This window comes from Streptomyces virginiae (assembly GCF_041432505.1).
GTDB classification, from domain to species: domain Bacteria; phylum Actinomycetota; class Actinomycetes; order Streptomycetales; family Streptomycetaceae; genus Streptomyces; species Streptomyces virginiae_A.
The window spans coordinates 2,487,617-2,506,123 of the sequence record NZ_CP107871.1; the positions used below are offsets into that span (position 1 = coordinate 2,487,617).

Below are 18,507 nucleotides of genomic sequence, written 5' to 3' on the forward strand. Positions count from 1 at the left end.
GAGAACCGACCATGTTCCGACGTTCCGGCACCGCCACCACGCTCACCACCGCGCTCGTCGCGGCGGCGGCCGCCCTCGTCCTGACCGCCTCCACCTCCGCCGCGGCCGTCACCGCGCCCGGCTTCCTGGCCGGCGCCGATCTTCCGCCGCACCCCAGCTCGCCCTGGTACGCCGGCGCGGTCACCAAGGGGCTGCCCGAGTCCGCGCCGTTCTGTCTGGAGGGCGTCCTTCCCGCGGCGGGCAGCTGGCACCGCGTCTTCGGCACCGAGTACGACACCGGGGCCGTGCAGGTCTCCGTCCGGTCCGCCTCGCCCGCCGCGGCGGCCAAGCTCGCCGGCACCCTGGAGCGCAAGGTCGCCGCCTGCGCCGCCGACTGGTTGCGCACGACCCCGGGCGGCACCGCCTCCTGGCAGGACTACGGCACGCTCCCCGTCGAGGAGGGCGCGCACGTGTACGGGGTCCACACCTCGATCCCCGAGTCGGAGCCCGGCGTGCACCTGTTCGGGATCGGGCGCGACGGTTCCACGGTGACCGTCGTGCAGTGGGGCCAGATGGGCGACCTGTCCCACGCCCCGGTCGCCGACTTCAAGAAGACGACCACCAAGGCCGTCCACAAGCTCAACCCCTGACCCGGAGGGGTGGGACCATGGACAGGAGAGGCGATGGCCATGCGTTCCGGGAATGAGCCGGTGACCGCGCGCAGTCCGCTGCGGCTGCGGTTCTGGCTGGGTGTCTGGGGGCTGGTCTGGGCTGCCGCCGGCACGGCCCTCTTCTCGCTGGTGGGCCGCCCCGGCTGGGCGGCCGCCTGCGGGGTGCTGGCGGTGGTCGTGGCCGTGGACCTGTTCATGATCGTGCGCCACATCCACCAGGGGCCGCACTATCAGCCCGGCCCGGACATCCCACCGTACGAGCCGCCCCACGTTCGGTGAGGCCCTGCGGCCGGTGCGGGGCCCCGCCGCCGGTGTGTCAGGCGGGGTCGGCTCCGGCCTGGCCCTCCGCGGGCGGACCCTCGAAGCGGGCCGCCGCCAGGTACTCGGGCCGCGGGTCGAGGGCCGCGGCGAGCCGGAAGTGCCTGCGCGCCTGCTCGGGCCGGCCCGAGCGCTCGAACGTACGGGCCAGCGCGAAGTGCGCGAAGGCGTTGTCCGGCTCCCGCTCCAGCACCAGCTCGAACTCCAGCTCGGCCGGTCGCAGTTGCGCCGCCGCGAAGAAGGCCCGGGCGCGCAGCAGCCGCGCGGCCGTGTTCTCCGGGTGCGCGGCTATGACCGAGTCGAGCAGCTTGACCGCGCCGCGCGGGTCGCGGGCGGCGAGCAGCTGCTCGGCGGCCCGGTAGTCGATGACGTGGGTTTCCGGGCTGGACGGTGTGGGGCGCGCGGTCTCGGACACGTTCGAAATCCTTCCCTCTCCGGGCGCGTTCAACGCCCCCGCCCCACCCGCTATTCCATGCACACGTCAGGCCGACCGGTGGGCCGAGCCGACCCGGCCGGGCCTCAGGCCGGGCCCGTCAGGCCGCCCCGCCCGATCCCCCGCCCGCCGCCCGCGCCGTGAGCTCGTCCCAGACCTTGCGCACCTGCGGTTCCAGCGCCTCCAGCGGCCCGTCGTTGTCGATCACGAGGGTCGCCACCGCGAGCCGCTGCTCCCGGGTGGCCTGCGTGGCCATCCGGGCCCGCGCCTCCTCCTCGGCCATCCCGCGCAGCGCGGTCAGCCGGGCCAGCTGTGTCCCCGGTGTCGCGTCGACCACGACGACCAGGTCGTAGAGCGGTGCCAGGCCGTTCTCCGTGAGCAGCGGTACGTCGTGCACCACGATGGCGTCGGCCCCTGCGGCGGCTTCCAGCTCCGCCGACCGGGCCCCGACCAGCGGGTGCACGATCGCGTTCAGTGTCCGGAGCTTCGCCGGGTCCGCGAAGACGATGGACCCCAGCTTCGGCCGATCCAGCGTCCCCTCCGCGGTCAGCACCGACTCCCCGAAGGCCGCCACGACGGCCGCGAGCCCGGGTGTCCCGGGCTCCACGACCTCGCGCGCGATCCGATCGGCGTCGACGACGATCGCCCCGTACCCCGCCAGCAGTCGCGAGACCTCGCTCTTGCCGGCACCGATTCCGCCCGTCAGGCCTACTTTCAGCATGCCCCGCAGCATAGGGGGCCCCGCCCGTACGTCAGTTCTCGCCCTCGCGCTCGGCGAGGAACCGCTCGAACTCGCGGCCGATCTCGTCCGCCGACGGCAGCTCCGCCGGCTCGGCGATCATGTTCCCGCGGGTCTCGGCCCCGGCGGCCGCGTCGTACTGGTGCTCCAGCCCCTGCACCAGGGCGACCAGCTCCTCGTCGCCCTCCCGGATCTGCCGGTCGATCTCCGTCTGCGTGCGGTGCGCCTCGGTGCGCAGGGCGTGCGCCACGGCCGGCAGGACCAGCCCGGTGGCCGCGGTGATCGCCTCCAGCACGGTCAGCGCGGCGTCCGGGTACGCGGAGCGCGCGACGTAGTGCGGGACGTGCGCGGCGACGCCCAGCACGTCGTGCCCGGCCTGGGCCAGGCGGAACTCCACCAGGGACTCCGCGCTGCCCGGCACCTGGGCCTCGTCGAAGGGGCTGCGGTGGCCCGGCATGAGGTCGGTGCGGTTGCCGTGCGGGGTGATGCCCACGGGACGGGTGTGCGGGACGCCCATCGGGATGCCGTGGAAGTTGACCGAGAGCCGGACGCCGAGGCGCTCGACGATCTGTCGGACGGCGACGGAGAAGCGCTCCCACTCCACGTCCGGCTCCGGGCCGGACAGCAGCAGGAAGGGCGCTCCGGTGGCGTCCTGGACGAGCCGGACCTCCAGCCGGGGCTCCTCGAACTCCGTCCAGTGGTCGCGCTGGAAGGTCAGCAGCGGGCGCCGGGCCCGGTAGTCGACCAGCCGGTCCGCGTCGAAGCGGGCGACCACCTGGTGGGGCAGGGTGTCCAGGAGCCGCTCGACGATCTGCTCGCCGGCCTCTCCCGCGTCGATGTACCCCTCGAAGTGGTACAGCATGACCAGCCCGGCCGAGTCCTGGGCGACCGCCAGGTCGGCCACCGCCAGGCCCTTGGCATCCCATTCGTACAAACCCTGTGGATCAAGCACCGTCACCACTCCTCCTCGCCTCGTTCTCAGCCAAGAACGTCCAAGGCGGCCCGGCCATTCCCCAGTTGGCCGCATTCACAGGAACAGGGCGGATCACTCGGGGCGGACCGGGCCGGTGGAACGCGGTAAGGCCCGCCCCCCGAAGGGGACGGGCCTTACCGTTCAACGCAGTTCAGCTCTGCTCACACCGGAGTGTGATGCGCGCTGCGATCAGCTCTGGCCGCCGGCCAGCTTCTCGCGGAGCGCGGCCAGGGCCTCGTCCGACGCCAGGGCGCCGGAGGTCTCGTCCGACTCCGAGGAGTACGAACCACCCGAGATGCCCGCACCGGCGTTGCCACCGGCGGCCGGGGCGGCAGCACCCTCGGCAGCAGCGGCCTCGTCGGCCTCGCGGCTCTTGATGACCTGAGCCTGGTGCTGCTCGAAGCGCTGCTGCGCCTCGGCGTACTGGGTCTCCCAGGCCTCGCGCTGCTTGTCGAAGCCCTCGAGCCAGTCGTTGGTCTCGGGGTCGAAGCCCTCGGGGTAGATGTAGTTGCCCTGGTCGTCGTACGACGCGGCCATGCCGTACAGGGTCGGGTCGAACTCGACCGACGCCGGGTCGGCACCGAAGGACTCGTTGGCCTGCTTCAGCGACAGCGAGATCCGGCGACGCTCGAGGTCGATGTCGATGACCTTGACGAAGATCTCGTCGTTGACCTGGACGACCTGCTCCGGGATCTCCACGTGGCGCTCGGCCAGCTCGGAGATGTGGACCAGACCCTCGATGCCCTCGTCCACGCGGACGAACGCACCGAACGGAACCAGCTTGGTGACCTTACCCGGGACGACCTGACCGATCTGGTGGGTCCGGGCGAACTGCTGCCACGGGTCCTCCTGCGTCGCCTTCAGCGACAGGGAGACACGCTCGCGGTCCATGTCAACGTCGAGAACCTCGACGGTGACCTCCTGGCCGACCTCGACAACCTCGGACGGGTGGTCGATGTGCTTCCAGGACAGCTCGGAGACGTGGACGAGACCGTCGACGCCACCCAGGTCCACGAAGGCACCGAAGTTGACGATCGAGGAAACGACGCCGGAGCGGACCTGACCCTTCTGCAGGGTGGTGAGGAACGTCTGGCGAACCTCGGACTGGGTCTGCTCCAGCCAGGCGCGGCGGGACAGGACCACGTTGTTGCGGTTCTTGTCCAGCTCGATGATCTTCGCCTCGAGCTCCTTGCCCACGTAGGGCTGGAGGTCGCGGACACGACGCATCTCGACGAGAGAGGCCGGCAGGAAGCCGCGGAGGCCGATGTCGAGGATGAGACCACCCTTGACGACCTCGATGACGGTACCGGTGACGATGCCGTCTTCTTCCTTGATCTTCTCGATCGTGCCCCAGGCACGCTCGTACTGAGCGCGCTTCTTGGACAGGATCAGACGGCCTTCCTTGTCCTCCTTCTGGAGAACAAGGGCCTCGATCTCGTCGCCGACCTTGACGACCTCGTTCGGGTCGACGTCGTGCTTGATCGAGAGCTCACGGCTCGGGATCACGCCTTCGGTCTTGTAACCGATGTCGAGCAGGACCTCGTCCCGGTCGACCTTCACGATGACGCCGTCGACGATGTCGCCGTCGTTGAAGTACTTGATCGTCTCGTCGATCGCGGCGAGGAAGGCTTCCTCGTTACCGATGTCGTTGACCGCTACCTGCGGAGTGGTAGAGGTGGTCTCGGTGCTGCTCGTCATGTGGGAAAGGGCTCCGGTTACGGACAGAAAGTCGTAGGTACTGCTACGCCGGGAGCCCTTATCGGCATCTGCCGAAGAAGCCGGACAGCCAAGGAGACCCCCTTCCGCGAAGAGCGGTGGGGCCTCGAAAACCGAGGGGACATCAACAGATGCAAGCGCAGCCTGCTAGGTCTGAGGAGCACAGGCTCGCAGCGCAACTTGTAGCATACGGGGGCAGCCGGACAGGGTCAATGCGCGAAGGCGCACACCCCGGGCGGATCACCGCACAACCGGCACAATTCATGGGCGGGAAGCCGTTCCTGACGCTTCCTGCCACATTCAGAAGACATTCGCAGACTACGACGACGGGCCCCATGAACCAAGAGGACTACGCCTCCGAAGAAGCGTCCGAGGCCGATCCGGTATCCGCGGAGGACCCCGAGGCCACACGGCGTGACGCGGGGGAAGCGGAGAGCAGCCGGGCGAGCCGCAGCTGGTGGGACCGCAACGCCGACGAGTACCAGAACGACCACGGCGCCTTCCTCGGCGACGACCGCTTCGTCTGGGGACCCGAGGGCCTGGACGAGGCGGAGGCGGCCCTCCTGGGCCCCGCCGCCTCCCTCCGGGACAAGGACATCCTGGAGATCGGCGCCGGCGCCGCCCAGTGCTCGCGCTGGCTGGCCGCCCAGGGCGCCCGCCCCGTCGCCCTCGACCTCTCCCACCGCCAGCTCCAGCACGCCCTGCGCATCGGCGACGACCTCCCCCTCGTCGAGGCGGACGCCGGGAAGCTGCCCTTCCGCGCCGGCTCCTTCGACCTGGCCTGCTCCGCCTACGGCGCCGTCCCCTTCGTCGCCGATCCCGTGAACGTCATGCGCGAGGTGCACCGCGTCCTGCGCCCCGGCGGCCGCTGGGTCTTCTCCGTGACCCACCCCGTCCGCTGGGCCTTCCCGGACGAGCCCGGACCCGAGGGGCTGTCCGTCGCCGCCTCCTACTTCGACCGCACCGCTTACGTGGAACAGGACGAGCGGGGCCGCGCCGTCTATGTGGAGCACCACCGCACCATCGGCGACCGGGTCCGCGACGTGGTGGCGGGCGGCTTCCGCCTGCTCGACCTGGTCGAACCCGAGTGGCCGGCGTGGAACAGCCAGGAGTGGGGCGGCTGGTCCCCGCTGCGCGGCAACCTGATCCCGGGCACCGCGATCTTCGTCTGCGAGCGCGACTGACGTGATCCGTACCGCCGCCCTCGACGCCCTGCCCGTACGGGAGGCCGTGCCCGCGCTGCTCTCGGCACTGGACGACCACGGCACGGCGGTGCTCTGCGCCCCGCCCGGCACCGGCAAGACCACGCTGGTGCCGCTGGTCCTGGCCGGTCTGGTGGGCGGCGGGCCGCGACGCCTGGTGGTCGTCGCCGAGCCCCGGCGGATCGCCGCCCGGGCCGCGGCGCGCCGGATGGCCTGGCTGCTGGGCGAGCAGGTCGGCGGGGCGGTGGGCTTCACCGTGCGCGGGGAGCGGGTGGTCGGCCCGGACACCGTCGTCGAGGTGGTCACCACCGGGGTGCTGCTCCAGCGCCTGCAGCGCGACCAGGAGCTGACCGGGGTGGACGTGGTGATCCTGGACGAGTGCCACGAGCGGCACCTGGACGCCGACACGGTCGCCGCCTTCCTCCTCGACGTACGCGAGACCCTGCGCCCGGAGCTGCGGCTGGTGGCGGCCTCGGCGACGACGGACTCGGCCGGCTGGGCGCGCGTGCTGGGTGGTGCTCCGGTGGTGGAGGCCGCGGGGGTCTCGTATCCCGTGGAGACGGTCTGGGCCCCGCCGGCCCGGCCGGTGCGGCCCCCGCACGGCATGCGGGTGGATCCGGCGCAGCTGACGCACGTGGCCTCGGTGGTGCGGCGGGCGCTGGCGGAACGCGCCGGCGACGTCCTGTGCTTCCTGCCCGGCGTCGGTGAGATCGCCCGGGTCGCCGGACAGCTGGGCGGGGTGGACGCCGAGGTGCTGCAGATCCACGGCCGGGCCCCGGCGGCGGCGCAGGACGCGGCGCTCTCCGTGGCCGATCACCGCCGGGTGATCCTGTCCACCGCCGTGGCCGAGTCGAGCCTGACCGTCCCCGGGGTGCGCGTGGTGGTGGACTCCGGGCTGGCCCGCGAGCCCCGGGTGGACCACCCGCGGGGCCTGGGCGCGCTGGCGACCGTACGGGCGTCCCGCGCGGCCGGGCGGCAGCGGGCGGGCCGGGCCGGGCGCGAGGCCCCGGGTGCGGTGTACCGCTGCTGGGCCGAGGCGGAGGACGGCCGGCTGGCGGCGTTCCCCGCGCCGGAGATCCGCGTCGCCGACCTGGCGCAGTTCGCCCTGCAGGCGGCGTGCTGGGGCGACCCGGACGCGACCGGGCTGGCCCTGCTGGACCCGCCGCCGGCCGGGGCCATGGCGGCGGCCCGCGAGGTGCTGGTGGCCGTCGGCGCGGTGGACCCGGCCGGCGGCGTCACCGCGCGCGGCCGGCGGATGGCTCGACTCGGGCTGCACCCGCGGCTGGCCCGGGCCCTGCTGGACGGCTCGGCCGCGCTCGGTGCCCGGCGGGCCGCGGAGGTGGTGGCCCTGATCAGCGAGGAGCCGCCACGGGAGTACGGGGACGACCTGGCCGGCGCGTGGCGTCGGGCCCGCGCGGGCGGCGACGGCTACGCGGCCCGCTGGCGCACGGAGGCCCGCCGCCTGGAACGAGCCGTTGCCGTACGCGACCCTGCGGGGGCTCCGCCCCCGGACCCCCGCGCCTCAAACGCCGGCGGGGCTGAAGAACCAGCCTCGCCGGCGTTTGAGGCGCGGGGTTCGGGGCGGAGCCCCGGCAGCGGCGCTGCACCCGACGACGGCGCCGCCGGGCTGATCGCGGCCCTGGCCTTCCCCGAGCGGGTGGCGAAAGCCAGGGGCGAGAGCGCCTTCCTGATGGCCAACGGCACCGCGGCGGAGCTCGGCGACGGCTCGCGGCTGCGCAGCGCGCCCTGGCTGGCCGTCGCCGTCGCCGACAGGCCCCCGCACTCCGCGTCCGCCCGGGTCCGGCTGGCCGCGGTCCTCGACGAGGACACCGCCCGGGTCGCCGCCGGGCACCTGCTCACCGACGGCGAGGAGGTCCGCTGGGAGGACGGCGACCTCGTCGCCCGCGCCGCCGAGCGCCTCGGGGCGATCGAACTGGCCGTACGTCCGTTGCGCAGCCCGGACCCCGCGCTCGTACGGGCCGCCCTCCTCGACGGGCTGCGCTCCGAGGGGCTCGGCCTGCTGCGCTGGTCCCCGGACGCGGTGACGCTCCGGTCCCGCCTCGGGTTCCTGCACCGCACGCTCGGCGGCGCCTGGCCCGACGTGGCCGACGACCGGGCCCTGGTGGAGCGGGCCGACGAATGGCTGGAGCCCGAGCTGTCCCGGGCCCGTCGGCGCGCCGACCTCGGACGGATCGACGCCGGGCAGGCCCTGAACCGGCTGCTTCCGTGGGCCACCGGGGAAGCGGGCCGGTTGGACGAGCTGGCTCCGGAACGCCTGGAGGTGCCCAGCGGGTCCCGGATCCGGTTGGACTACTCCGCCGAGCACGGCCGGCCGGTGCTCGCGGTGAAGTTGCAGGAGCTGTTCGGGCTGGCCGAGACCCCGCGGGTGGCGGGCGTACCGGTGGTGGTGCACCTGCTGTCGCCCGCCGGCCGGCCCGCCGCCGTCACCTCCGACCTCGCCTCCTTCTGGCAGGGCGGCTACCGGGCCGTGCGCGCGGAGCTGCGCGGGCGTTACCCCAAGCACCCCTGGCCGGAGGATCCGGCCACCGCCGAGCCCACCCGGCACACCAACGCCCGGCTCAGGCGCTGACGCCGTCCGTCCCCGCGGCGCCCGCCTCCCGGACGCGGCGGCCTCGGGCCTCCAGCCACAGGGCCACGGCGAGCAGGACGAGCCCGCCCGCGGCCAGGCCGATCGGCGCGTAGGTGTGCAGCGCGAGGACCTTCGTACGGTTCGCCTTGACGAGGTCGACCGTGTATTCGGAGTAGTCCTCGCGCATGGTGACGTGGCCGGCGAAGGCGGTGAGTTTGCCGTCGGGGCCGCCGGCGGCGATGCCTCCGCGCATCTCCTGCTGGATGTCCTGCTCGGCGTTGACCGGGGCGCCGGTCACCGGGTCGACCCAGAACTTCGCCTTGACCGTGTACCAGAGGGTGGTGCCGGTGGCCGCCTCGATCGTCGCCGGGTCGATGCCCTCGATCGGCATCTTCTTGGGCATGGGGACCTTGGTCCAGGGGACGGTCTGCTCGAAGTAGTAGACGTCCATGCCTTTGAACGTGCGCGGTCCGACGTAGTGGATCGGTGAGGAGGTGCGGGTCTGCGCGTCGAAGTACAGGTAGTCGCGCGGCTCGGTGAAGAAGGGCCATTTGAACTCGATGCCCTCGCGCTTGACGGGGTCCCCGTCGACCATCTCCCCGGTGGCGTGGACCGGGTCCTGGGTGTGCGCGTCGAAGATGTAGCGCTCGGGGATCTGGGAGACCATCTTTCCGTCCGGGCCGATGATGTAGGAGAGCGTGTCCCAGACGACGACGTCCTTGCCCGCGCTCGCCTCTATCTCCTCGGACGCCTCCACGTTGCCCTTGAGGGTCTGGACGATGGTGACCTTGTCGACCTTTTTGGGCTGCATGCCGCCCGTGTAGTCGAGGAGCGTCGCGTCCTTCGCCTCCAGAACCATCTCCTGGTACTGGTTCGGCGGGATCTTGGCGAGGCGGGGGTACGCGTACCAGCGCAGCAGGGGCGCGAGGGCTGCGCAGAACACGGCAAGGGCCAGCAGGACAAGGCTCGCTCTGCGTCGCACGGCCGGGCCCTCCTCTACTTTCCGGGCGCGGGGGGCGCGGTGGTGAGCAGGGGCTTGGGTGAGGTCTCGCCTTCGGGCACCCCGAACGCCGTGATGGCGAACACGAGGGCCAGCGCGGCCGCGAGGCCGATGACGGCGGCGACGAATGCGCGCATGCCGGGGCTCCGAAATCTGATGAGGCGTCAGAGGTGGGGCACCGTAGCAACGCGGGGGCGAGATGAGAACCGTTCGGCGTGATCCGCGGGACGCCGGCCGGCGCCCGGCTACGAGGGGCGGCCGCCCAGGCGGTCGTGGATCGCGCGCAGCCAGGGTTCGCGGACGGCGGGCAGTCGGGACAGGGTGCGCAGGAGGACACGGCGGTCGGGGTGGAAGGCTCGCCAGGGGTGCTGGGGCAGCGGATCGTCGCGCAGGATCCCGTCGGGAAGCCTGCCGGGTGCGGGAACGAGCCGCCGGTCGTCGTGGAAGGCCAGGTAGGTCCAGACGTCGGCGGCCAGCGGCACGGCCTCGGCGGTGCCGGCCGGCGGCTGCCAGGCTTCGCCCGTCTGCGGGTGCTGCGGGACAAGAACGATGGCGGGGGCCGGGGCGGTGGCGGTGGCGCGGGTGGGCAGGCCCGGTCCGGCCAGGGCCAGGGCAAGGGTCTTCGCGGCCGGCCCGGTCGGGAGCAGTTCGTCGAGCGCGCGGCCGAAGGTCGTCGTGAGGAGGCCGGCGGGGACACCGACGCGGTTGCCGCCCGAGGCGGCCAGGAGGTGGGCCAGGGCGACCGCGACGGCCGCTTCCCAGTGCGGGCTCCAGCCGCCGGGCGGTTCGATGGGCGGCGCGGCCCGCCGGTCACGGGTGAGCTCCGCCCAGTCGGCGGTCGGGTCGGGGCCGCCGGAGGGGATCGCGTGCACGGCGGTCGGATCGAGCCGCACCACTTGCCAGAGCGTGCAGTCGTCGATGCGGGTGGCCACCGCCCGACCGCAGTGCGCGCAGGCCAGGTTGGGGCCGGCCCGCCCGTCCAGGCCCAGGCAGTAATCGTCGCAGCGCTCGGGGATCAGGACGGTGCCGCGGGTGTCGCCGGGCGCGACGAGGATCGCGCCCGCCGGTCCGAAGGAGAGGGACGGGACCGGGGCGAAGACGCCGCGGGCGGCCGCCTCGTCGGCCCCGATCGTGTCCCACAGCCGCCGGGGCGGGCCGGAGGGCTCCGGGTCGACGGCGTAGGTGCCCTGTTCCATCAGGGCGGGCAGCAGTTCGTGCCCGTAACGCTGGTGGGTGCGGGCGGGGAGCGCGACCCTCGTCAGGGAGTCGGTCAGCCCGGCTCCGCACCCCGCGCATACGAACACCTCGGCCATGCACCCTCCCCGCCCCCTGAACAGCGGGAATTATCAGGGGGCGGGTGATCGGCCGCCAACTCCTTTTGCCCTACGGGGTACCGGTCGCGCTCGCGCTCGGCGTCGGCGTCCGGCTCGGCGTCGGCGTCGGACGCGGGGTCGGCTTGGAGCTCGCCGTGGGGCTGGGCTTCGGCGGCGGCGTCACGGTCGGACTGGGCGTAGGAGTGGGGGTGGGCGTAGGAGTGGGAGTAGGGGTCGGAGTGGGCGTGGGCGTAGGCGTGGGAGTCGGCGTCGGGGTCGGGGTCGGCGTGGGGGTCGGCGTCGGGGTCGGCGTCGGCTTCGGATCCGGCGTCGGAGTGGGAGTCGGGGTCGGGGTCGGCCTCGGATCCGGCGTCGGCTTCGGGGTGGGGCTCGGGGGCGGCGTCGTGGGCGCACCCTGACCCGCATCGGGTCGGTCCGGAACCGCGTGCGTCCCCTTCAGGTAGTACGTGAACCAGGACCGCACCGTGCGCAGGTACTCCGTGGACCGGTTGTAGGAGAGCACGGCCCGGTCCAGGTCCGCGTCCACCCGTAGGTCCCTGCTCCCCGCGCACAGGTACCGGGCGGCCGCCAGGGCGGCGTCGTGCACGTTGTTCGGGTTGCGCCGGCCGTCGCCGTCCGCGTCCTGGCCCCACGCCGCCCATGTGGAGGGGATGAACTGCATCGGCCCGACCGCCCGGTCGTAGCGGGAGTCCCCGTCGTAGGCCCCGCCGTCCGTGTCGGAGATGTTCGCGAAGCCGTTGCCGTCGAGCACGGGTCCCAGGATCGGCCGCAGTGTGGTCCCTGCCGGGTCGACCTGCCCGCCGCGTGCCTGTCCGGACTCCACCTTGCCGATGGCCGCGAGGAGTTGCCAGCGCAGTCCGCAGCCGGGGTCGCTCTGCCCCACGGTCTTCTCCGCGCGCAGGTACGCGGCGAGCACGCTCGCCGGTATCCCCTGGGCCCCTTCCGCGGGCCCGGTCAAGGCCTGTTCCGCGCCGGCGGTCTCGGGGGCCGTCGGTGCCTGCGCCGGTGGCTGTGGCTGCGGCTGTCCCTCGTCCGGCAGCAGGACGTCGGGTGGCCGCGGGCTCACCAGTGGCGGGAGTTCGGTGAAGTAGGCGGAATCGCCGCCTGCCGTGTCCGCGGCGCGCGGCGGCTGCGCGAGATTCTCCCCGGCGACGGAGAGCCGGTCGGTGCTCCCGTCCGCCGGCGCCTGGGACGCGGTCACGGCCGCGACCACCAGAGCGGAGACCAGGGCGGCCGTCGTTCCCCTGCGCAGCCTGCGTCCGAATATTCGAGCCGACATGAGTCGGAACCCCTCCCCCTCGACGTCCGCGTGACCCTACGTCAACTCCCTGCACACAGCACGCAAGGTGCCCGGGATTTCACCGGATCCCCACGTCCCGGGGCAGCTCACGCATACTGTCTGGACCCTTCGGGAGCATTGGCCCGAAGTAAGGGAAGCTCACAGGAACACGCAGGAGAGGTGCCATGCCGTTCACTCTCAGCCACGCGGCCGCCGTACTTCCGGCCATCCGTCGGACCGGGCGTGCGCGGGGCCCCCTCGTCGCCTCGGCGCTCGTCCTCGGGTCGTTCGCGCCGGACACCTTCTACTTCACGGACGCGGTCGTCGAAGGCGTCCTGACGTACGGGGCCTTCACGCACTCGCTGCCGGGGATCTTCACCCTGGACGCCGTGCTGACCGCCGTCCTCGTGGGGTTCTGGCTCCTCCTGCGCGAGCCGCTGATCGCGCTCCTGCCGCGCGACTGGCGTGGCCGGGTGTACGCCTTCGTGCGGGGCGAGGTGTGGCGCGAGCGGTCCCGACCGGCGGCGCTGCTCTGCTGGTTCTACGTCTCGGCGGTCGTCGGGTCCCTCACCCACGTGGGGTGGGACAGCTTCACGCACAACGACCGCTGGGGCACGAACGCGCTGCCCGATCTCGTCGAGCCGCTCGCCTACGGGCTGCCGGGCTACTCCTTCCTCCAGTACGGCACTTCGGCGGTCGCCGCGTGCGCCCTGCTCTGGTTCACGGTGACCGCCCTGCGACGGCTGCCGGCCCTCCCGGCTCCCGCGTCCGTGCCGGTGCTCTCCCGCGCGGAGCTCTGGGGTGCGCTCGCCCTGCTCGTGGTGTGCGTGGCGGCCGGGGCCACCCGGCGCGTGTTCCGCTTCTTCGACTTCTTCGACCGGATCCGTACGCCGCTCGACATCATCCCGACCATCTGTTTCGGCGCGGGCGGCGGACTGATCGTGGCGTTGCTGGTGTACGGGGTCCTGGTGCGGGTGCGGCACCGGCGCGACCGGACCGGGCGCCCTGCGGACGAGGAGACACGGACGCCCGTCCCCACCACCTGAGCGGTCGGAACGGGCGCCGGGTCCGTCGTACGGCGATCAGTGCGCGGCGGACTCCCAGTCCGGGCCGACGCCCACCGACACGTCCAGCGCGGCCCGCAGCTCGACGGCTGCGCCCATCTCGCGCCGCACCAGTTCCTCGACCTGCTCGCGCTCGCCCGGGGCGATCTCCAGCACGATTTCGTCGTGGACCTGGAGCAGCATCCGCGAGCGCAGGCCGGCCTCGGCGATCGCCTTGTCCACGCGCAGCATCGCGACCTTGACGATGTCGGCGGCGGTGCCCTGGATGGGGGCGTTCAGCGCCATCCGCTCGGCGGCCTCGCGGCGCTGGCGGTTGTCGCTGTTGAGGTCGGGCAGGTACCGGCGGCGGCCGAAGATCGTCGCCGTGTATCCGGTGGCGCGGGCCTCGTCGACGACCCGGCCGAGGTAGTCCCGGACCCCGCCGAACCGCTCGAAGAAGGTCTCCATCAGGCCGCGCGCCTCGGCGGGCTCGATGTTCAGCTGCTGGGCGAGACCGAACGCGGAGAGTCCGTAGGCCAGTCCGTAGGACATGGCCTTGATCTTGCGGCGCATCTCGGCGTCGACCGCGGACCGCTCCACGCCGAACACCTGGGAGGCGACGGTGGTGTGCAGGTCCTCGCCGGTCGCGAAGGCCTCGATCAGACCCTCGTCCTCGGAGAGGTGGGCCATGACGCGCAGCTCGATCTGGCTGTAGTCGGCGGTCATGAGGGACTCGTAGCCCTCGCCGACGACGAAGCCGCGGCGGATGGCGCGACCCTCGTCGGTACGCACCGGCACGTTCTGCAGGTTGGGGTCGGTGGAGGACAGTCGGCCGGTCGCGGCGACGGTCTGGCTGAAGCTGGTGTGCACCCGGCCGTCGGCGGCGATGGTCTTGACCAGGCCCTCGACGGTGACGCGCAGCTTGGCCTGCTCCCGGTGCCGCAGCATGATCACCGGGAGTTCGTGGTCGGTCTGCGTGGCCAGCCAGGCCAGCGCGTCCGCGTCCGTGGTGTAACCGGTCTTGGTCTTCTTCGTCTTCGGCAGGTCGAGCTCGCCGAAGAAGACCTCCTGGAGCTGCTTGGGCGAGCCGAGGTTGAACTCGTGGCCGACGGTGGCGTGCGCCTCCTTCACGGCCTGCTGCACCGCTCCCGCGAACTGCTGCTCCATGGCCTCCAGGTGGTCGCGGTCGGCGGCGATGCCGGACCGCTCCATCCGGGCGAGGAGTTCGGAGGTGGGCAGCTCCATGTCGTGGAGCAGCTCCGCGGCGCCCACCTCGGCGAGCTTGTCCGTGAAGGCGTCGCCCAGGTCCAGGACGGCGCGGGCCTGTGCCATCAGGGCCTCGGCCTCGGCGGTCTCGTCGGCGCCGAAGGCCAGCTGGCCGTCGGCGGCGGCGGGCGCCAGCTCACGGTGCAGGTACTCCATGGACAGGGCGTCCAGGGCGAAGGACCGCCGGCCCGGCTTGACGAGGTAGGCGGCGAGCGCGGTGTCCATGGAGACACCGGCGAGGGTCCAGCCGTGCTCGGGGAAGACCCGCATCAGGCCCTTGGCGTTGTGCACGACCTTGGGCTTGGCCGCATCGGCGGCCCAGGCGGCGAAGGCCCGCTCGTCGGCCTCGTCCAGCTCGGCGGGGGTGAACCAGCCGGCGGCGCCACCGGCCGCGGCCAGCGCGATCTCGGTGACATTGCCCTGGCCCAGCGCCCAGCTGTCGACGGTCGCGATGCCCAGCGGGCCGCCCGCGTGGCTCTCCAGCCACGGCGCCAGCTCGCCGGTGCCCAGCACCGAGGCGTCCAGTTCCACGCCGGCCGCCGGGGCCGGGGCCTCCTCCACGGCAGCGCCCGGGTCCACGGCGAGCAGGCGCTCGCGCAGCGAGGCGTTGCGGATCTCCAGCACGTCCAGCACGCCGAGCATGGCGGTCCGGTCGTAGGGGGCGCGGACCAGGTCGGCGGGGGTCTTGGGCAGCTCCACGTCCTTGACCATCTCGGTCAGGACGCGGTTGAGCTTGACGGCCTCCAGGTGGTCCCGGAAGTTCTGCCCGGCCTTGCCCTTGACCTCGTCGGCACGCTCCACGAGCTCCGCGAACGACCCGAACTGGGTGATCCACTTGGCCGCGGTCTTCTCGCCGACGCCGGGGATGCCCGGCAGGTTGTCGGACGGGTCGCCGCGCAGTGCCGCGAAGTCCGGGTACTGCTGCGGGGTGAGCCCGTACTTCTCCTCGACCTTCTCCGGGGTGAACCGGGTGAGCTCGGAGACGCCCTTGGTCGGGTAGAGCACGGTGGTGTGCTCGGAGACGAGCTGGAAGGAGTCCCGGTCACCGGTGACGATCAGGACGTCGAAGCCGGCCGCCTCGGCCTGCGTCGCCAGCGTCGCGATCACGTCGTCGGCCTCGAAGCCGTCGACGGCGAACCGCGGCACGTGCATCGTGTCGAGCAGCTCGCCGATCAGCTCGACCTGCCCCTTGAACTCGTCGGGGGTCTTGGAGCGGTTCGCCTTGTACTCGGGGAACTCCGTCGAGCGCCACGTCTTGCGGGAGACGTCGAACGCCACCGCGAAGTGCGTGGGCGCCTCGTCGCGCAGCGTGTTCGCGAGCATCGACGCGAACCCGTAGATGGCGTTGGTCGGCTGCCCCGTCGCGGTCGTGAAGTTCTCCGCGGGCAGCGCGAAGAACGCCCGGTAGGCCAGGGAGTGCCCGTCCATGAGCATCAGGCGGGGACGGTCCGCTGCGGGCGGCTGGTCGGTCTTCTTCGCTGATGAATCTGCCACGCACCGATCCTAGGCGCCCCCACCGACAATTCCGGCCCGTCGTCTCCCCCGGCGCATCCTCCCCACCGGACGCCCCCGGCGCACCCGGTCGGGGCGCGATGAGCACCGGACCGCCCTCCCCGGATTCCGTGGTCCGTGCAAGGATCGAAGGACGCGGCCACACGTGCTGCATACGTACGTACGCTCGAAGGGGAGCGCGATGGCGACCAAGCCGCCCACAGGCGATCCGGTACAGGACGCACCGCAGGTCACACCGCCCAAGCACGCGGCCGCGGGCCTGCCGGCGATCGGGCACACCCTGCGGATCGCCCAGCAGCAGATGGGCGTGGCCCGGACCGCGCGCACGCTCCTCAAGGTCAACCAGAAGAACGGCTTCGACTGCCCGGGCTGCGCCTGGCCCGAGGGCGACAAGCGGCACACGGCCGAATTCTGCGAGAACGGCGCCAAGGCCGTCGCGGAGGAGGCCACGCTGCGCCGGGTCACCCCCGCGTTCTTCGCCGCGCACCCGCTGCCCGATCTGGCCACGCGGTCCGGCTACTGGCTGGGGCAGCAGGGCCGCATCACCGAGCCGATGTACCTCCCCGAGGGCGGCGACCGGTACGAGCCGGTCAGCTGGGAGAAGGCCTTCGCGATCATCGCGGAGGAGTTGACCGCCCTCGCCTCCCCCGACGAGGCCCTCTTCTACACCTCGGGCCGCACCAGCAACGAGGCCGCATTCCTCTTCCAGCTCTTCGCCCGCGAGTTCGGCACCAACAACCTGCCGGACTGCTCGAACATGTGCCACGAGTCCTCGGGCTCCGCGCTGACCGAGACCATCGGCATCGGCAAGGGCAGCGTCTCCCTCGAAGACCTCCACCAGGCCGACCTGATCATCGTCGCCGGGCAGAACCCGGGCACCAACCACCCGCGCATGCTCTCCGCCCTGGAGAAGGCCAAGACCGCCGGCGCGAAGATCATCTCGGTGAATCCGCTGCCCGAGGCCGGGATGGAGCGGTTCAAGAACCCGCAGACCCCCGTCGGCATGCTCAAGGGCACCGCCCTCAACGACCTCTTCCTGCAGATCCGCATCGGCGGCGACCAGGCCCTGTTCCGCCTCCTCAACAAGCTCGTCATCGAGACCGAGGGCGCCACCGACGAGGCCTTCATCCGCGAGCACACCCACGGCTACGAGGAACTCGTGGCCGCCGCGCAGGAGGCCGACTGGGACGAGACCCTCACCACGACCGGCCTGACCCGCCCCGAGATCGAGCGTGCGCTGGCCATGATCCTGGCCTCCGAGCGCACCATCATCTGCTGGGCCATGGGCCTCACCCAGCACAAGCACGCCGTCGCCACCATCCGCGAGGTCGTCAACCTCCTCCTGCTGCGCGGCAACATCGGCCGCCCCGGCGCCGGTGTCTGCCCCGTCCGCGGCCACTCCAACGTGCAGGGCGACCGCACCATGGGGATCTTCGAGCGCCCCGCGCCCGCCTTCCTCGACGCCCTCGACAAGGAATTCGGCATCACCTCGCCGCGCGGGCACGGCTACGACGTGGTCCGCTCCATCCAGGCGATGCGCGACGGCGAGGCCAAGGTCCTCTTCGCGATGGGCGGCAACTTCGTCGGCGCCACCCCCGACACCGAGGTCACCGAGGCCGCGATCCGCCGCACCGCGCTGACCGTGCACGTCTCCACCAAGCTCAACCGCTCCCACGCGGTCACCGGCCGGCGGGCCCTGATCCTGCCCACCCTCGGCCGTACCGACAAGGACGTACAGGCGAGCGGCAAGCAGTTCGTGACCGTCGAGGACTCCATGGGCATGGTCCACGCCTCCCGCGGCAACCTCGCCCCCGCCTCCCCGCAGCTGCTCTCCGAGCCCGCGATCGTGGCCCGCATGGCCCGCGCGGTCCTCGGCGCGACCTCCGCCACCCCGTGGGAGGAGTTCGAGCGCGACTACGCCTCGATCCGCGAACGGATCTCCCGCGTGATCCCCGGCTTCGAGGACTTCAACGCCCGCGTCGCCCGCCCCGCCGGCTTCCAGCTCCCGCACGCCCCGCGCGACGAGCGCCGCTTCCCGACGAAGACCGGCAAGGCCAATTTCACCGCCGCGCCCGTGGAGTACCCGCGCGTCCCGGCGGGCCGGCTGCTCCTGCAGACCCTGCGCAGCCACGACCAGTACAACACCACGATCTACGGGCTCGACGACCGCTATCGCGGCATCACCGGCGGTCGCCGCGTCGTCATGGTCAACCCCGAGGACGCCGCCGAGCTGGGTCTGGCCGACGGCTCGTACACGGATCTGGTGAGCGAGTGGAAGGACGGCGTGGAGCGGCGTGCGCCCGGCTTCCGCGTCGTGCACTACCCGACGGCCCGCGGGTGCGCGGCCGCGTACTACCCGGAGACCAATGTGCTGGTCCCGCTGGACTCGACCGCGGACACCAGTAACACCCCGGCCAGCAAGTCCGTCGTCGTGCGCTTCGAACCGGCCTGA

The 18,507-nt window shown here is 72.5% G+C and carries 15 protein-coding genes; 6 read left to right on the forward strand and 9 right to left on the reverse strand.

Annotated elements, in window-relative coordinates; genetic code table 11:
• Positions 1-11 precede the first annotated feature (11 nt).
• A complete protein-coding gene (locus tag OG624_RS11640; RefSeq protein ID WP_033222176.1) occupies positions 12-629 on the forward strand; it encodes a hypothetical protein in 618 nt (205 codons plus the stop codon).
• Between the two features lie 39 nt (positions 630-668).
• Positions 669-929, forward strand: coding sequence for a DUF6343 family protein (locus tag OG624_RS11645; RefSeq protein ID WP_033222243.1), 261 nt, complete (start codon positions 669-671; stop codon positions 927-929).
• A gap of 37 nt (positions 930-966) precedes the next feature.
• On the opposite strand, the gene OG624_RS11650 is transcribed toward OG624_RS11645, so the two are convergent.
• The 4 genes from OG624_RS11650 to rpsA all read right to left on the reverse strand — a co-directional run bounded on the left by OG624_RS11650 (position 967) and on the right by rpsA (position 4,811).
• Positions 967-1,383: a tetratricopeptide repeat protein gene (locus OG624_RS11650; protein ID WP_033222164.1), complete on the reverse strand. Its 417-nt coding sequence runs from the start codon at positions 1,381-1,383 to the stop codon at positions 967-969.
• Between the two features lie 118 nt (positions 1,384-1,501).
• The gene (gene coaE / locus OG624_RS11655; RefSeq protein ID WP_033222241.1) at positions 1,502-2,122 is read right to left on the reverse strand and encodes a dephospho-CoA kinase; all 621 of its coding nucleotides are present in this window, start codon (positions 2,120-2,122) and stop codon (positions 1,502-1,504) included.
• Positions 2,123-2,153: 31 nt separating this feature from the next.
• Entirely contained in the window at positions 2,154-3,092 is a 939-nt protein-coding gene (locus tag OG624_RS11660; RefSeq protein WP_030762371.1) for a PAC2 family protein, read from the reverse strand.
• Positions 3,093-3,302: 210 nt separating this feature from the next.
• Positions 3,303-4,811 (reverse strand): 30S ribosomal protein S1, encoded by a 1,509-nt coding sequence (rpsA, locus tag OG624_RS11665; protein ID WP_030010959.1) that lies wholly within the window; start codon positions 4,809-4,811, stop codon positions 3,303-3,305.
• Between the two features lie 353 nt (positions 4,812-5,164).
• On the opposite strand from rpsA, the gene OG624_RS11670 reads away from it, so the two are divergent.
• Both OG624_RS11670 and hrpB read left to right on the forward strand, forming a co-directional pair.
• Positions 5,165-6,013, forward strand: coding sequence for a class I SAM-dependent methyltransferase (locus OG624_RS11670; protein ID WP_033222160.1), 849 nt, complete (start codon positions 5,165-5,167; stop codon positions 6,011-6,013).
• A gap of 1 nt (position 6,014) precedes the next feature.
• Positions 6,015-8,621, forward strand: coding sequence for an ATP-dependent helicase HrpB (gene hrpB, locus OG624_RS11675; RefSeq protein ID WP_371639390.1), 2,607 nt, complete (start codon positions 6,015-6,017; stop codon positions 8,619-8,621).
• On the opposite strand, the gene OG624_RS11680 is transcribed toward hrpB, so the two are convergent.
• The 4 genes from OG624_RS11680 to OG624_RS11695 all read right to left on the reverse strand — a co-directional run bounded on the left by OG624_RS11680 (position 8,611) and on the right by OG624_RS11695 (position 12,234).
• Complete coding sequence (locus OG624_RS11680) at positions 8,611-9,603, reverse strand: DUF3068 domain-containing protein (RefSeq protein ID WP_033222155.1); 993 nt, start codon at positions 9,601-9,603, stop codon at positions 8,611-8,613. The genes hrpB and OG624_RS11680 overlap by 11 nt on opposite strands.
• Before the next feature lie 14 nt (positions 9,604-9,617).
• Positions 9,618-9,758 (reverse strand): SPW_0924 family protein, encoded by a 141-nt coding sequence (locus tag OG624_RS11685; RefSeq protein WP_106971437.1) that lies wholly within the window; start codon positions 9,756-9,758, stop codon positions 9,618-9,620.
• A 108-nt stretch (positions 9,759-9,866) separates the two neighbouring features.
• A complete protein-coding gene (locus OG624_RS11690; RefSeq protein WP_033222153.1) occupies positions 9,867-10,934 on the reverse strand; it encodes a hypothetical protein in 1,068 nt (355 codons plus the stop codon).
• 70 nt (positions 10,935-11,004) lie between these two features.
• The gene (locus OG624_RS11695; protein WP_371639391.1) at positions 11,005-12,234 is read right to left on the reverse strand and encodes a lytic transglycosylase domain-containing protein; all 1,230 of its coding nucleotides are present in this window, start codon (positions 12,232-12,234) and stop codon (positions 11,005-11,007) included.
• 185 nt (positions 12,235-12,419) lie between these two features.
• Here OG624_RS11695 and OG624_RS11700 point away from each other — a divergent pair, with 185 nt between their 5' ends.
• Positions 12,420-13,280 (forward strand): DUF4184 family protein, encoded by an 861-nt coding sequence (locus OG624_RS11700; RefSeq protein ID WP_371639392.1) that lies wholly within the window; start codon positions 12,420-12,422, stop codon positions 13,278-13,280.
• A gap of 36 nt (positions 13,281-13,316) precedes the next feature.
• Here the strand turns inward: OG624_RS11700 and polA are convergent, their stop codons facing one another.
• Entirely contained in the window at positions 13,317-15,971 is a 2,655-nt protein-coding gene (polA, locus tag OG624_RS11705) for a DNA polymerase I (protein ID WP_371589797.1), read from the reverse strand.
• Between the two features lie 265 nt (positions 15,972-16,236).
• Here polA and OG624_RS11710 point away from each other — a divergent pair, with 265 nt between their 5' ends.
• Entirely contained in the window at positions 16,237-18,507 is a 2,271-nt protein-coding gene (locus OG624_RS11710) for an FdhF/YdeP family oxidoreductase (RefSeq protein WP_371639393.1), read from the forward strand.